This is a genomic window from Mycolicibacter senuensis (assembly GCF_003284925.1).
GTDB classification, from domain to species: Bacteria; Actinomycetota; Actinomycetes; order Mycobacteriales; family Mycobacteriaceae; genus Mycobacterium; species Mycobacterium algericum_A.
This window is the reverse complement of record NZ_QMEX01000004.1, coordinates 65,096-78,532: the sequence shown is the minus strand read 5'-3', so window position 1 is coordinate 78,532 and position 13,437 is coordinate 65,096. Positions and strand designations below refer to the sequence as shown.

Genomic DNA, 13,437 nt, shown 5'->3' with positions numbered 1-13,437 from the left:
GATTCACGATTGGCGTTGCGCCGCTTTGACCAGACCCGAGCCGATGATCAGCCGTTGGATCTCGCTGGTGCCCTCATAGAGCCGCAGCAGCCGGACATCGCGGTAAATACGTTCGACCGGTACCCCCCGCATGTAACCGGTGCCGCCGTGGACCTGTACCGCGAGATCGGCGACCTTGCCGGCCATCTCGGTGCAGAACAGCTTCGCCGCCGACGGCGCGATTCGCCGGTCTTCGTCGGTGACCCACTTGCGCGCGGCGTCACGAACCATGGCGCGGCCGGCCAAAACGCCGGTCTGCTGGTCGGCCAGCATCGCCTGCACCAGTTGAAAGTTGCCGATCGGGGTGCCGCCCTGCGTGGCGGTGGCCGCATAGCCGACCGACTCGTCGAGCGCGCGCTGCGCCGCGCCGACCGCCAGCGCGGCGATGTGCACCCGGCCCCGGGCCAGCGACGTCAATGCCGCCCGGTAGCCGAGATCTTCGCTCCCGCCGACCAGCGCCGCATCGGAGACGCGTACGCCGGTGAAGCTCACGTCGGCCGTCCACGCCCCTTCCTGGCCCATCTTGGCGTCTTTGACGCCCACCTCGACCCCGTCGGCCCCGGCGGGCACCAGAAAGACCGCGATGCCTGCGCCCTGCTCATCGGCCGGGCGGGTGCGGGCGAAGACGATGAACAGCTCGGCCGTGGGCGCGTTGGTGATGAACCGCTTCTGGCCGGTGATCAGCCAGTCCGAACCGTCGCGGACCGCCTTGGTCAGCAGCCCGGCCGGGTTGGAGCCCGCACCCGGTTCGGTGAGCGCGAAGGAGGCCACGACGTCACCGGTGGCAATGGGGGCCAACCAGCGGCTCTTCTGCTCCTGCGTGCCGAACCCGACCAGCACCTGACCGGCGATGCCGTTGTTGGTGCCGAACATCGAGCGCACCGCCAGCGACGTGTAGCCCAACTCCATGGCCAACTCGACGTCCTGGGCGAGGTTCAGGCCCAGCCCGCCCCACTGCTGCGGGATCGCGTAGCCGAACAGGCCCATCGCCTTGGCCTGTTCGCGCAGATCGTCGGGCACGCGGTCCTCGGCGAGGATCTCGGCCTCGCGCGGAACCACCGAGCTGCGAACGAAATGGCGGGTCTGGGCGAGAATCTCGGCGAAATCCTCGTCGTTGACTTCACTCATCGACGCCGCTTCTCCTCACGTTCGACACTTGAACGGCCCGTTACCGACGACGATCATATATGAAATATGATGACGTAAACATCTCACAGAAGGCGGGTGATCGAGTGTCCTTGCTGACCGGTCAAACAGCGGTCGTCACCGGCGGCGCCCAGGGTCTGGGCTACGCGATCGCGGCGCGATTCATCGCCGAAGGTGCCCGGGTGGTGCTCGGCGACGTGAACCTGGCGGCCACCGAGGAGGCCGCCGCGCAGCTGGGCGGATCCGAGGTGGCGCGAGCGGTGCGCTGTGATGTCACCAGTTCCGCCGAGGTCGACGCGTTGGTCGCCGCCGCGGTGGAGATGTTCGGCGGGCTGGACATCATGGTGAACAACGCCGGCATCACTCGCGACGCCACCATGCGCAAGATGACTGAGGAGCAGTTCGACCAGGTGATCTCGGTACACCTCAAGGGCACCTGGAACGGACTGCGCGCGGCCGCCGCGATCATGCGGGAGCAGAAGCGCGGCGCGATCGTCAACATGTCCTCGATCTCCGGCAAGGTGGGCATGGTCGGTCAGACGAATTACTCGGCGGCCAAGGCCGGCATCGTCGGGATGACCAAGGCGGCCAGCAAGGAGCTGGCGTACCTGGGGGTGCGGGTGAACGCAATCCAGCCCGGGCTGATCCGCTCGGCGATGACCGAGGCGATGCCGCAGCGCATCTGGGACTCCAAGGTGGCCGAGGTGCCACTGGGCCGGGCCGGGGAGCCCGATGAGGTGGCTAATGTCGCGCTGTTCCTGGCCTCTGGGATGTCGTCCTACATGACCGGCACGGTGCTCGAAGTAACCGGCGGCAGGCATCTGTGAGCGTCCGGGAGGCGGTGATCTGCGAGCCGGTCCGTACCCCGATCGGCCGCTATGGCGGGATGTTCAAGTCGTTGACCGCCGTCGAGCTCGGCGTCGCCGCTCTCAAAGGCCTGATGGACCGCACCGGTCTGCCCGCCGACGTGATCGACGACGTGGTGCTCGGCCACTGCTACCCCAATAGTGAGGCACCGGCCATCGGACGGGTGGTCGCGCTGGATTCCGGTCTGCCCGTGACGGTTCCGGGCATGCAGGTCGACCGCCGCTGCGGCTCCGGGCTGCAGGCGGTACTGCAGGCCTGCCTACAGGTGAGCAGCGGTGATTGCGACGTGGTGATCGCCGGCGGCGCGGAGAGCATGAGCAACGTGGCGTTCTACTCCACCGACATGCGCTGGGGCGGGGCCCGCGGCGGGGTCCGGATACACGACGGCCTGGCGCGCGGTCGGACCACCGCCGGAGGCCGGCACTACCCGGTGCCCGGCGGCATGCTGGAGACCGCCGAGAACCTGCGCCGCGAGTACGGCATCTCCCGCGTCGACCAGGACGAGCTGGCGGTGACCTCGCACCGGCGCGCGGTGGCGGCCCAGCAGTCCGGGGTGCTGGCCGAGGAGATCATCGGCGTCAGCGTGAGCTCCCGTGCCGGCGAGCAGTTCATCGACACCGACGAGCATCCCCGGGCCGACACCTCGGTGGAGTCGCTGGCCAAGCTGAAACCGGTGCTGGGCAAGACCGATCCGGATGCCACCGTCACCGCCGGCAACTCCAGCGGCCAGAACGACGCGGCGTCGATGTGCGTGGTGACCACCCGCGAGAAGGCCGAGCAGCTGGGTCTGACCCCGTTGGTGCGACTGGTGTCGTGGGGAGTCGCGGGAGTCGCGCCCAACGTCATGGGGATCGGGCCGGTACCCGCCACTGATGTCGCACTGGGCAAGGCCGGGCTGCGACTGGCCGACATCGACCTCATCGAGCTCAACGAGGCGTTCGCCGCGCAGGCACTCGCGGTGATGGCCGCCTGGGAGTTCGGCGCCGCCGACCGGGAACGAACCAACGTGCATGGTTCGGGAATCTCGCTGGGGCATCCGGTCGGCGCGACCGGTGGGCGGATGCTTGCCACACTGGCCCGCGAGCTCAACCGGCGCGGCGCCCGCTACGGACTGGAGACCATGTGCATCGGCGGCGGCCAAGGGCTCGCCGCCGTCTTCGAAAGGGTCGGGCCGTGACCAAACTCGCACAAACCTTGGGGCTCACCGAGTTCCAGACCGAGATCCTCGACACCGTGCGTCGGTTCGTGGACAAGGAAGTCATTCCGGCGGCCGGCGAGCTGGAGCGGACCGACACCTATCCGCAGGCCATCGTGGACTCGATGCGGGAGATGGGCCTGTTCGGCCTGATGATCCCCGAGGAATACGGCGGGCTCGGTGAATCGCTGCTCACCTACGCGCTGTGCGTCGAGGAGTTGGCCCGCGGCTGGATGAGCGTCTCCGGTGTGCTCAACACCCATTTCATCGTCGCCTACATGTTGCGTCAGCACGGCACCGACGAGCAGAAGCAGCGTTTCCTGCCGCGGATGGCCACCGGTGAGACCCGCGGCGCGTTCTCGATGTCCGAGCCCGAACTGGGGTCCGACGTCGCCGCGATCCGCACTCGCGCCACCCGCCAAGCCGACGGCGGATACGTCATCGACGGACAGAAGATGTGGCTGACCAACGGCGGCAGTTCCACCCTGATCGCCGTACTGGTGCGTACCGACGAGGGCGCCGACAAACCGCATCGCAACCTGACCGCGTTCCTGGTGGAAAAGCCGGTCGGCTTCGGCGAAGTGGTTCCCGGCCTGACGATTCCGGGCAAGCTCGACAAGCTCGGCTACAAGGGCATCGACACCACCGAGCTGATCTTCGACGGGTACGCCGCCGCCGCCGATGACGTGCTGGGCGGGGCGCCGGGTCAGGGTTTCTTCCAGATGATGGATGGTATCGAGGTGGGCCGGGTCAATGTGTCGGCCAGGGCCTGCGGGGTGGGCATCCGGGCGTTCGAGCTGGCGGTGCGCTACGCCCAGCAGCGCGAGACCTTCGGCAAACCTATCGCCGAGCATCAGGCGATCGCCTTCGAGCTTGCCGAGATGGCGACCAAAGTCGAAGCGGCGCACCTGATGATGGTCAATGCCGCCCGGCTCAAGGACTCCGGCGAGCGCAACGACGTGGCCGCCGGGATGGCCAAATACCTGGCCAGCGAGTTCTGCTCGGAGGTCACCCAGCAGAGTTTCCGGATCCACGGCGGCTACGGCTACTCCAAGGAGTACGAGATCGAACGGCTGATGCGCGATGCACCGTTCCTGCTGATCGGCGAGGGCACCAGCGAGATCCAGAAACAGATCATCAGCAAGCGACTGCTCGCCGACTACCGGATCTGAGACGTGGGCGCCCCCGACTTCCCGGTGCGGTCACAGCTCTCCGAGGACGTGGCCCGCTTCGTGCGCAAGCGAATCTTCAACGGGGACTATGCAGCTGGGCAGTACGTGCGGCTGGACCAGCTGGCAGCCGAGCTGGGCGTCAGCGTGACCCCGGTGCGCGAGGCGCTGTTCGGCCTGCGCGCCGAGGGGCTGCTCGACCAGCAGCCGCATCGCGGATTCGTCGTGCTCCCGGTGACGCGGCGCGATATCACCGACGTCTCCGACGTCCAGGCGCACATCGGCGGCGAGCTCGCCGCGCGGGCGGCGGCCAACATCACCGACGACCAGCTGCGCGAACTCGACGAGATCCAGCACCAGCTCGAAGCGGCCTACACCGCCGATGACGAAGAACGGGCGGTGCGGCTCAATCACGAGTTCCATCGCGCCATCAATGTCGCCGCCGATTCGCCCAAGCTCGCTCAGCTGATGTACCAGATCACCCGCTACGCACCGGAATCGGTGTTTCCCACCGTGTCGGGCTGGCCGGCCGAATCGACCAAACACCACCGCGCCGTGCTGGCGGCGCTAGCCAAGCGCGACGAGGATCTGGCCCGCACCGCGATGGCCGAGCATCTGGCCGCCGGCGCGGCGCCGCTGATCGATCACCTGGTGGAGCACGGGGTGGTGGATCAGGACGGGCGGGTGTCGTAGGTCGCCAAGCCCAGTTGCGACCATGCCGCCAGCAGGCCCCGGTCACCGGATGCCGCGACCAGCATGTCGTCGGCGAGTTGAGCGGCCGATGCGCAGTGCACCGCGTCGTAGCCTCGCAGGGACAGTCGGTACGCGAGGTCCGCGGCCCGGTTGATGACCTGGTCGTCCGCTTCCACGATGTCGATCTCCAGCCACATTTCGTCGAGCCGCCGACGGCTTTGTCGATGCTGCCCCTGGGTCATCCGGCCCATCCGATACGCCTGGGCAAGTGCAGCCGCCGTCTCGACGTACAGCAGCCTCGATGAGACGACCACGTCGGCGTCGTCCCAGAATCGTCGGCATGCCGCGCTGGTCTGCTCCTCGATCAACAACGGCACGAACGCCGCTGTGCCGAGGTAGCCGATCACCGGCGCTGCTCGCTAATCAGGTCGCTGACAGTGCTACCGGTAGCCAGCGGTTCGGGCGCAGGGCGTTTGCGATTGCGGGCGCCCTGGACACGGCCCTCCGCACGGAGTTGCTCCAGCTTCGTCGGTCGCGCCACCGGGACGATCCGCGCGATTGGACGCCCGTGATCTGTGACGGTCACGGTCCTTCCTTGCCGCACCTCGGCCAGGTGCCGGCTCAGTTGGTCGCGCAGCTCGCGAACACCGATCTCCATGCCGACCCCACTAGATATAGCCATATATTCAGATCAAATTATAGCCACAAAATGGCCAACTCCCCCCGCGTCATTACGTCGGGGGAGGGTCGGGGTCGGCCAGCAATTCCTCGGGATGGTGGGCACGGTTGACCTGAAGCGAGGTGGTGCCGTCGGTCCAGCCCAGGCGGCCATCGACGGCGGCGGTGGTGTAGTGGCCGCGGGTTTCGGCACTGTGGTCGAACGGGCAGGCGAACCAGAGTTGGTCGGGGTTGCTGCGCCCGCCCATCGCCCAGCCCGGGCAATGATGAACCTCGCAGCGGTAGCCGGGCTGGGTACATCCGGGCCTGGTACAGCCGCGGTCTCTGGCGTGGCAGATGATGCGATGATCGGTGGTGGCGATGCGTTTACTGCGACCCAGGTACAGCGGACGCTTGCTGTGGTCGTCGAAGACCGCCAGGTAATGAATCGAACCGGCCGCCATTTGGATCAGATCCCGCATAGGCAGCCGGCTGCCGCCGCCGGTGCGTGCCGGGGCGGGCATGGCGACGGTGGGATCGACGATGGCGTGGGCTGCCTGGTTGATCTGGTCCAGGGTCGTGGTGACGATGACGGTCACCGGTATGCCGCGGTGGGTGCCGAGCTTCTCGGATTCGATCGCGTGACGCAGCGCGACTTTGAGTGCGTCGTGGGCGCGCTGGCCCTCGTCACGTAGATCCGGCTGCGTTGTGCCGCCTTCAGACTCGTCGGGTTGGTGGTGGCCGGGTCGCACGGCGGCGATGATGGGTTCGAGGTAGGCGCGGGCGGCCGGGTCGATGTAGCCGGTCAGACGGCTCATACCGTCGAGTTGTTGGGGTCCCAGTGTGAGCGAGCGGCGTCGTGCGCGGTCGGTGTCGCAGTATTGGCCGGTGCGTTCGGCGATGGTGTCGGCGATGGCGCGCCCGACGGCCGCCACGAACGGGGCATCCTGTTCGCGAGCATTGGCGACCAGGAGGTGTTCGGCTTGTTCCTGGTCGGCGGGGTTGCCTTGGAGGGCAGCTGGTCGAGGGCTCGGGTGACGGTGGCGATGTGGTCCTCGCCGAGGTGGCCGGCTTCGACTGCGGCGGCGAGCTCGGGCAGCGCCGGAGGCAGGGCGGGGCCTGTGAGCCGACGGCGGGGCAGGATTCGGGCAGCCAGCCGGAAGCGGCGGGTCACCTCGCCGCGGGTCAGCCGTAGCCGCCGCCGCAGCAAATCGCGAGCGCGTACACCGGGGGGTACATCGGGGCTGCCCAAATCATCGATGGGATCGGCGATCTCACCGAACATGCGGTACGACAGGCCGCGGTTGACGCGGTGCTGGGTTTCCAGGCGTTCGGCGACCTCGATGCGGAATGCGGTACCGACCAGGTCGGTGGTGGTATCGCGCATACGTTGCTGGGCTTGGTCTATGACGTCCAGGTCGGCAAGAAGCTGTGCACGCGCGGCATCGGCGGGCAGCAGGTACTGGTCGGCGGCGGACATGACACCACGGTATCGAACAATTGTGCGAATCAAGCGTTGGATTGTGCAGGCTGTGGATGAATACGACAACTGTGGATGGCGGCCAAAACCCCTACTGGGCAGCCGGAGGAGCATTTCCCAATGGCGCCTCAGTGACGCCCGTCAGCATCATCCGGAGTTCCCGAACGTTTACCTTGCCGGTTGGCCCGCGGGGCACGGACCCGTCGGAATCCGCCAGCAGCCACACTGTCGGTATTTTGAACGGGCTCAACAGCGTTCGAGCCCGATCCCGCAACTGACCCACCGTCAATGCGTCGCACACCACCACCGCCCCCACCCGATCCCGGACGCCGTCCGGCACATTCGTCACAAATGCCGCCGATACACCGTCGATGGCCCGCAGTGCCTTCTCGACCTCGCTGGGATACACGGTGGCGCCGCTGACCTTGAACATGTCGTCGGATCGGCCGTGGTAGAACAGGAACCCGTCGTCATCAAGGCGTCCCAGGTCACCGGTGGGGTAGAAGCCGTCGGCGGTGAAGGTCTGCTCGCGGCTGCGGCGGCAGATGCCGCGCAGCATGTGTGGCCCGCGCAGCTGGATCATGCCCACCGTCCCGGCCGGTACTTGCTCGCCGGTGTCGGTGTCGACGATCCGAACCTCCATGCCGGCGAACGGTTTTCCGCAGCTGCCCCAGGCGGACCGGGGCATGTCGGTGTCGGCGGGATAGCCGCAGTACGGTCCGAACGATTCGGTCATCCCGAACAGGTTGGCGCGTGCGCCGGGCTGGGCGCGCAACTGCGGCGGCAGCAGTGCTTCCAGGCTGCCGGGTTGCAGCGCCGACAGGTCGGCGTCGCCGCGATGGCGCGCCAGTGTCTCGGCTTGGTCGGGCCAGCCGCGAAACAACGTGACGCGTTCGGATTCCAGCAGTTTCAGGGTTGTCTCGGGTTTCGGGATCTGCTCGGTGACCAACGTCGCGCCCGCCAGCAGCGCCGATAACACGCCGCCGCCGAAGCCGCCGACCCAGAAGAACGGCATCGGCAGGTACAGCCGGGTGCCGGCGTGGATGCGGCGGGCGGCCAGACCGGCCCGGACGGCCCCCAGTGCGCTGCCGTGCGAGTGCAGCACCCCTTTCGGCGGGCCGCTGCTGCCGGAGGTGAACATGATCACCAGCGGGTCGGAGGGCGTGACGGACGCGGCGAGCGCGTCGACGACCCGGGCGGATCCGGCACCGGCGGCGGCGGAAGCCAACTGTTCGGCATCCCAAATCTGTTGCAGCGCGGGAAGGTCAGCAGTCTGCGTTTCCAGCCCGTCGAGGTAGCGGCGGCCACGGAATTCGTCGACGCTCACCAGAAATTGCACCGCCGCGACGCGAAGCTGCGCGACCAGTTCCGGCGGGGTCAACAGGGTGCTCAGCGGCACCAGCACCGCGCCGATGCGGGTCAAGGCGATCGCCGTGCGCACCCATTCCACGCCGTTGGGCATGAGCAGCCCCACCCGGGACCCCTTGCCGACACCGGCCTGCACGAAGACCGCCGCCAGCTCACGAGACGCTGTGTCGAGTTCGGCGTAACCGACCCGGGTGCCCGGATCGATCACTGCTGGCTTGTCGGGATGCGAACCGGCACGAGATCGGACCACGGCGTCGATGGTCGTGGCCTCAGGCATCGAAGACCTCCACCAGCCGGCGCCGATCGACTTTGCCACTGGTCAGCAATGGCAGCTCGGCGGCCGGGATCGCGGCAAAGCGGCGCGGAATCTTGTAGGCCGACAGCTCCGGCTTGAGAAGCTCCGGCAGCGATGCCAGATCCAGGTCGGCGTCCTGCGCCACGACGACGGCCGCCACCAGCTGTCCGCGATCGGCGTCGGGAAGGCCGACCACGTGGGCCACGGCCCCGCCGGTCACCTTGGCGAGGGCGCGTTCCACCTCGACCGGTGAGACATTCACACCGGCGGTCTTGATCAGCGCGTCACGCCGGCCCTGGTAGTAGTAGAAGCCGTCGGCGTCGGTGCGCACCAGGTCCCCGGTGGCAAACCAGCCGTCGGCGTCGAAACACTCCTCGCGGCTGCGCTTGTGATAGCGCTGCATCAGGTGGCGTCCGCGCACCAGCAGTTCGCCGTCGCGGATTCGGCACTCGAATCCGGGTGCGGGCCGGCCGAAACTGCCGCGCCGATGCTCCGGCTGGTCGGTGACGTCCGCACTGAGCAGCACCGGGCCACCGGTCTCGGTCATACCCAACATCTGGTGTCGCAACTGGGGATCGGCGGGACGCGCGTCGGGGGCCATCAGCGGATACAGGTTGCCGCGGCGCAGCGTGGACAGATCACGGCGGGCCAGGCTCGGGTGACGCGCCAGAGCCGCTATTCCGCTGACGAAACCATTGGTTATCGTGGGCTTTTCGGCCTCGATCAGGTCCAGCGTGGCGCCCGGGTCGGTGGCGTTGGAGCACAGCAGCGTCGATCCTGCCAGCAGGCTGGCCAGCAGCGCGAAGGCGAACCCCCCGATCCAGAAGAACGGCGAGTTGCAGAACAGGATGTCGGCGGCGGTCAGTCGGCGGATGTCGTTCAGATTGCGCTGATGTCCCAACAGGCCGGCGTGGGTATGGATCACGCCTTTGGGAGCCCCGGAGGATCCGGAGGTGTAGATGATGCACAGCGGATCGCTGCCGTCGACATCGGCCTCCAAGGCTTCCAGGAATTCCGGCGTCTCGCCGTCGGCATCGGCATCGAAGACCACCCGGCGCAGCTGCGGGGCATGGACGCTGAATACCGGCTCACCACAGTCGAGCTCGACGTCCAGCGCCTCGGTGAGTCGCTGCCGGTAGTCATGAGACCGGTAGGACTGGCCGGCCAGCAGGATCTGTACATCGCTGTGGGCCAGTTGGCGGCGCAGCTCCGAGGCGGTGGCGAAGGTGGGTAAGGGGACCACCACCGCTCCGATACGAGCGGCGGCCAGCATACCCAGCAGGAAGGCCACGCCGTTGGGGTACAGCAGGCCGACGTGGCTGCCCCTGCCGACCCCGAGCGCGAGCAGTCGGGCGGCCAGCTGAGCGGAACGCCGCTCGGCGTCGCGGTAGGTGATCCGTTCGGTGTCGCAGATCAGCAGCGGATGAGACCCGCGCGAATGAGCTTGGGCACGCAGGATTCCCGGTAGGGCATCAGTGGACATGCCGTCCCTGTGAGCCGATCAGCTCCCGCACCGCATTGAGGTCGGCCTTGCCCGACGGGGTCCGCGGCAGCGCCTCGACGATCGTGATGTCGGTGGGGATCTCGTAGCGGGCGAGCCGAGTGCTCAGGAAATCGGCCAGTGTCTCGGCATCGGTGACGGCGCCGGTGTGCAGCTCGACCGCGGCCACCGGCGTCTGACCGAGGCGATCGTCGCTGCATCCCACCACGGCGGCGCCCTTCACCGCCGGATGGGTCTCCAACGCGACCCGCACATCGTCGGGCATCACCTTGAAGCCACCGCGGATGATGGCCTGATCCGCCCGGCCGAGGATCCACAGGAATCCGTCGGCGTCGATGCGGGCCAGGTCGGTGGTACGCATCCAGTCCGCGTCCGGCCCGAGTTGGCCCGGCTTGACCTCCAGCAGTCCGGGCTCATCGGGACCGAGCGGGGACCCGTCGTCACCGACCACCCGCAGTTGTGCGCCCTGGCTGGCCCGTCCCACGCTGCCGCGCTTGTCCCGCCAGAACTGCTGGTAGTCGCCCAGTGACCAGCCGGCGACACCGCCGCCGAATTCGGTTGCCGCATAGGAGGTGAGCACCGGGATGCCGAATTTGGCGGTGAAGGCGTCGGAGTCGTCGGCCGACAGCGGCGCGGTGCCCGAGGTGACGGCGCGGATACTGGACAAGTCCTCGCGGGTCAGGTCCGAGTGCAGCACCATCCGCAACGCGGCCGGCACCAGCGACACCGCCCGCGGCCGATACTTCCGCACCGCCGCGGCCCAGCCGTTCAGCTCGAAGCGGTCCAGCAGCACGAAGGAGCGCGCCTCGGCGACACACTGCAGGATCCGGAACACTCCACCGATGTGTACCAGCGGTGAGTTGACGATCGCGACACTGCTGCGCAACTCGATGGGCGCCGGGCCGGGGCCGATCACGCTGTGCGCCAGCATGTCGTAGGTCAGGTCGATGCGTTTCGGTGGGCCGGTGGTCCCGCTGGTCAGCATCCACACCGCCACGCCGGGGCGGGCGGTGTCGGAGGCGGGTTCGGTGGCATGGGTCAACACTGGTTCGGCGGCGAGGTCGGCGATCGACACCAGCGTGGTGTTCGGTGTCGGCGTGACCAGGGCGGCCAGATCGTCGGGTTCGCCGATGACCACCGGCAGTTCGAGCGCGGCGATGTCCGCCCGGGTGCGGTCATCACCGCGCGACGGGTTGATCACCACCACGCAGCCTCCGCCCAACAGCACCCCGAGCAGCGCGGCCAGCTGCGGGGGACGGTTGCGCAGCAGGATCCCGACGCGGGTGCCGGCGGTGGTCAACTCGGCGATACCGCGCGCCGCGTTGCCGAGCTGCGACCAGGAGAACCACTGGCCGGCGTGCTCGAACGCGCGCGCGTCGGGCTGCAGCTCGAGCACCGCGGCGATCCGTTCGGTGAGCGGGTGCGCCATCAGCGGATCCGGGGCTGGGTGGCAGGGCGGGGTGGTTGGGCGTCGAGTTCGGCTTTGCCGATTGGATTTCCCAGCCGGGTGTAGATCAGGCCCTGGTCCAGGGCGGCGCGGTAGGGTTTGTCCAGCGATTCCCAGATCGCCTTCACCGTGCCCTGGGTCGCCGACGGAGGCTTGGCCGCGATGGCGGCCGCGATCTCGTGTGTGCGGGCCCAGAGCTGTTCGGGCGCCACGACTTCCGACACCAGGCCGATACGCAGCGCGGTGTCGGCGCCGATGCGTTCGTCGTTGCCCATCAGCGCGACCCGCAGAGTCTCGCCCAACCCGATGCGGCGCATCAGCCCGATCGGTTCGAGTGCACTGACCAGCCCGGCCGAGACGTGCGAGTCGAAGAACGTCGCTTCGGTCGAGCAGATCACCACGTCGGCTTCATTGACGAAGTAGAAGGCGCCCGCGGTGCACATGCCCTGCACCGCGCAGACCACCGGCTTGAACATCTTCTGCCACTTCGGGCTGAGCAGCTCGCCGGGATCCTCGTGATTCCAGACGTTGTCGGGCTGCCCGTAGGAGGACTTGATGTCCAAACCGGCACTGAAGGCCCGGTCGCCGGCGGCTCGCAACACGACGGCGTTGACATCATCGTCGAGTTTGACGATGCGCCATGCCGCAGCCATCTCCTCGCACATCGTGCGGTTGAATGCATTGAGCCGATCCGGGCGGTTCAGCGTGATGGTGGCGACCCGGTCGGCTCGGTCGACATCGAGCAGGATCGTCTCGAAACTCGGCGGCTTCATCGGCACTGCCATTCCGGTGCCCGCTTCTCCACGAACGCCTTGGGCCCCTCCAGTGAATCCTGGGTGTGCAGGTTGCGTTCCCGGAAGGCCTCGGCGAGCATTTCGGCTTCGTGCAGCGGCAGGTCGAGGCCTTTGAGGATCGCCAGCCGAGTCCCGCGCACCGCCAGCGGCGCATTGGAGTTGAGGATGCCGGCGATCTCGTGGGCGCGTTCCAGCAACCGGTCGTGCTCCACCACCTCGCTGATCATGCCGAGGTCGTAGGCCCGCTGGGCGTCCATCCGTTCGTGTTTGCCCATCATCGCCATACGCAGTGCGACCGAGCGGGGCAGTACCCGGGCCAACCGCACCACCTCGCGGCCGGCGACCAGGCCGATCGAGACGTGCGGGTCGAAGAACGTGGCACGCTCCGAGGCGATGACGATGTCTCCGGTGGTCACCCAGTCAAGCCCCGCGCCGCAACAGATTCCGTTGATCGCGGCCAGGACCGGTTTGGCCATGGTCCGGAACGGCGGCGTCCCCTCCTGCGGGGCCTCCCACTGCTCGTAGGTCGACAGGTAAGGCCGTTCGTTGATCACCTTCCCGTCGCCGGGGATCGCCTTCACATCGGCGCCGGTGCAGAACGCCCGCCCGGTTCCGGTCACGATCAGCAACCACACCCGCTCGTCGTTCTCGGCCTCGGCGTAGGCGGCCCGCAGTTCGGTGACCATATGCGGGCTCAGTGCGTTGAGTGCCTCGGGACGATTCAGGGTGATCGTCGCGGTATGGTCCTCGCGTTCGTAGGTGATGGTGTCGAATGTCGGCATGACC

The 13,437-nt window shown here is 67.8% G+C and carries 12 protein-coding genes and 1 pseudogene; 4 read left to right on the top strand and 9 right to left on the bottom strand.

Going from position 1 to position 13,437, the window contains the following annotated elements:
* Window positions 1-3: 3 nt before the first annotated feature.
* The gene (locus DQP56_RS03120) at window positions 4-1,167 is read right to left on the bottom strand and encodes an acyl-CoA dehydrogenase family protein (protein WP_112683537.1); all 1,164 of its coding nucleotides are present in this window, start codon (window positions 1,165-1,167) and stop codon (window positions 4-6) included.
* 104 nt (window positions 1,168-1,271) lie between these two features.
* On the opposite strand from DQP56_RS03120, the gene fabG reads away from it, so the two are divergent.
* From fabG to DQP56_RS03100, 4 genes are read left to right on the top strand one after another with little or no spacing between them, the layout of a single operon-like run.
* Entirely contained in the window at window positions 1,272-2,012 is a 741-nt protein-coding gene (gene fabG / locus DQP56_RS03115; RefSeq protein WP_234825482.1) for a 3-oxoacyl-ACP reductase FabG, read from the top strand.
* Window positions 2,009-3,229, top strand: coding sequence for an acetyl-CoA C-acetyltransferase (locus tag DQP56_RS03110; RefSeq protein WP_013830334.1), 1,221 nt, complete (start codon window positions 2,009-2,011; stop codon window positions 3,227-3,229). Before fabG ends, DQP56_RS03110 begins: the two co-directional genes overlap by 4 nt.
* Window positions 3,226-4,419 (top strand): acyl-CoA dehydrogenase family protein, encoded by a 1,194-nt coding sequence (locus DQP56_RS03105; RefSeq protein ID WP_013830333.1) that lies wholly within the window; start codon window positions 3,226-3,228, stop codon window positions 4,417-4,419. The genes DQP56_RS03110 and DQP56_RS03105 overlap by 4 nt, the downstream gene beginning before the upstream one ends.
* Before the next feature lie 3 nt (window positions 4,420-4,422).
* Window positions 4,423-5,109, top strand: a complete 687-nt coding sequence (locus DQP56_RS03100) for a GntR family transcriptional regulator (RefSeq protein ID WP_112683536.1) — start codon at window positions 4,423-4,425, stop codon at window positions 5,107-5,109.
* Here the strand turns inward: DQP56_RS03100 and DQP56_RS03095 are convergent.
* The 8 genes and pseudogenes from DQP56_RS03095 to DQP56_RS03060 form a co-directional block, all read right to left on the bottom strand.
* Window positions 5,088-5,516 (bottom strand): type II toxin-antitoxin system VapC family toxin, encoded by a 429-nt coding sequence (locus DQP56_RS03095; RefSeq protein WP_013830331.1) that lies wholly within the window; start codon window positions 5,514-5,516, stop codon window positions 5,088-5,090. The genes DQP56_RS03100 and DQP56_RS03095 overlap by 22 nt on opposite strands.
* Window positions 5,513-5,767 carry a type II toxin-antitoxin system Phd/YefM family antitoxin gene (locus tag DQP56_RS03090; RefSeq protein WP_041318694.1) on the bottom strand — a complete coding sequence of 85 codons (255 nt, stop codon included), beginning with the start codon at window positions 5,765-5,767 and terminating at the stop codon, window positions 5,513-5,515. The genes DQP56_RS03095 and DQP56_RS03090 overlap by 4 nt, the downstream gene beginning before the upstream one ends.
* 73 nt (window positions 5,768-5,840) lie before the next feature.
* A pseudogene (locus tag DQP56_RS03085) lies at window positions 5,841-7,246 on the bottom strand (HNH endonuclease signature motif containing protein).
* Window positions 7,247-7,337: 91 nt separating this feature from the next.
* Window positions 7,338-8,891, bottom strand: a complete 1,554-nt coding sequence (locus tag DQP56_RS03080; protein WP_112683535.1) for a class I adenylate-forming enzyme family protein — start codon at window positions 8,889-8,891, stop codon at window positions 7,338-7,340.
* Window positions 8,884-10,392 carry a class I adenylate-forming enzyme family protein gene (locus tag DQP56_RS03075; protein ID WP_112683534.1) on the bottom strand — a complete coding sequence of 503 codons (1,509 nt, stop codon included), beginning with the start codon at window positions 10,390-10,392 and terminating at the stop codon, window positions 8,884-8,886. The genes DQP56_RS03080 and DQP56_RS03075 overlap by 8 nt, the downstream gene beginning before the upstream one ends.
* Window positions 10,382-11,839, bottom strand: coding sequence for a class I adenylate-forming enzyme family protein (locus DQP56_RS03070; RefSeq protein WP_112683533.1), 1,458 nt, complete (start codon window positions 11,837-11,839; stop codon window positions 10,382-10,384). Before DQP56_RS03070 ends, DQP56_RS03075 begins: the two co-directional genes overlap by 11 nt.
* Window positions 11,839-12,630, bottom strand: coding sequence for an enoyl-CoA hydratase/isomerase family protein (locus tag DQP56_RS03065; protein ID WP_435673813.1), 792 nt, complete (start codon window positions 12,628-12,630; stop codon window positions 11,839-11,841). The genes DQP56_RS03070 and DQP56_RS03065 overlap by 1 nt, the downstream gene beginning before the upstream one ends.
* Window positions 12,627-13,433, bottom strand: coding sequence for an enoyl-CoA hydratase/isomerase family protein (locus tag DQP56_RS03060; protein WP_112683531.1), 807 nt, complete (start codon window positions 13,431-13,433; stop codon window positions 12,627-12,629). Before DQP56_RS03060 ends, DQP56_RS03065 begins: the two co-directional genes overlap by 4 nt.
* Between the last annotated feature and the right edge of the window lie 4 nt (window positions 13,434-13,437).

Coding starts and splice junctions, on each gene's coding strand:
- DQP56_RS03120 (WP_112683537.1), bottom strand. CDS start 1,167: ATGAGTGAAGTCAACGACGAGGATTTCGCCGAGATTCTCGCCCAGACC.
- DQP56_RS03090 (WP_041318694.1), bottom strand. CDS start 5,767: ATGGAGATCGGTGTTCGCGAGCTGCGCGACCAACTGAGCCGGCACCTG.
- DQP56_RS03080 (WP_112683535.1), bottom strand. CDS start 8,891: ATGCCTGAGGCCACGACCATCGACGCCGTGGTCCGATCTCGTGCCGGT.
- DQP56_RS03075 (WP_112683534.1), bottom strand. CDS start 10,392: ATGTCCACTGATGCCCTACCGGGAATCCTGCGTGCCCAAGCTCATTCG.
- DQP56_RS03070 (WP_112683533.1), bottom strand. CDS start 11,839: ATGGCGCACCCGCTCACCGAACGGATCGCCGCGGTGCTCGAGCTGCAG.
- DQP56_RS03065 (WP_435673813.1), bottom strand. CDS start 12,630: ATGAAGCCGCCGAGTTTCGAGACGATCCTGCTCGATGTCGACCGAGCC.
- DQP56_RS03060 (WP_112683531.1), bottom strand. CDS start 13,433: ATGCCGACATTCGACACCATCACCTACGAACGCGAGGACCATACCGCG.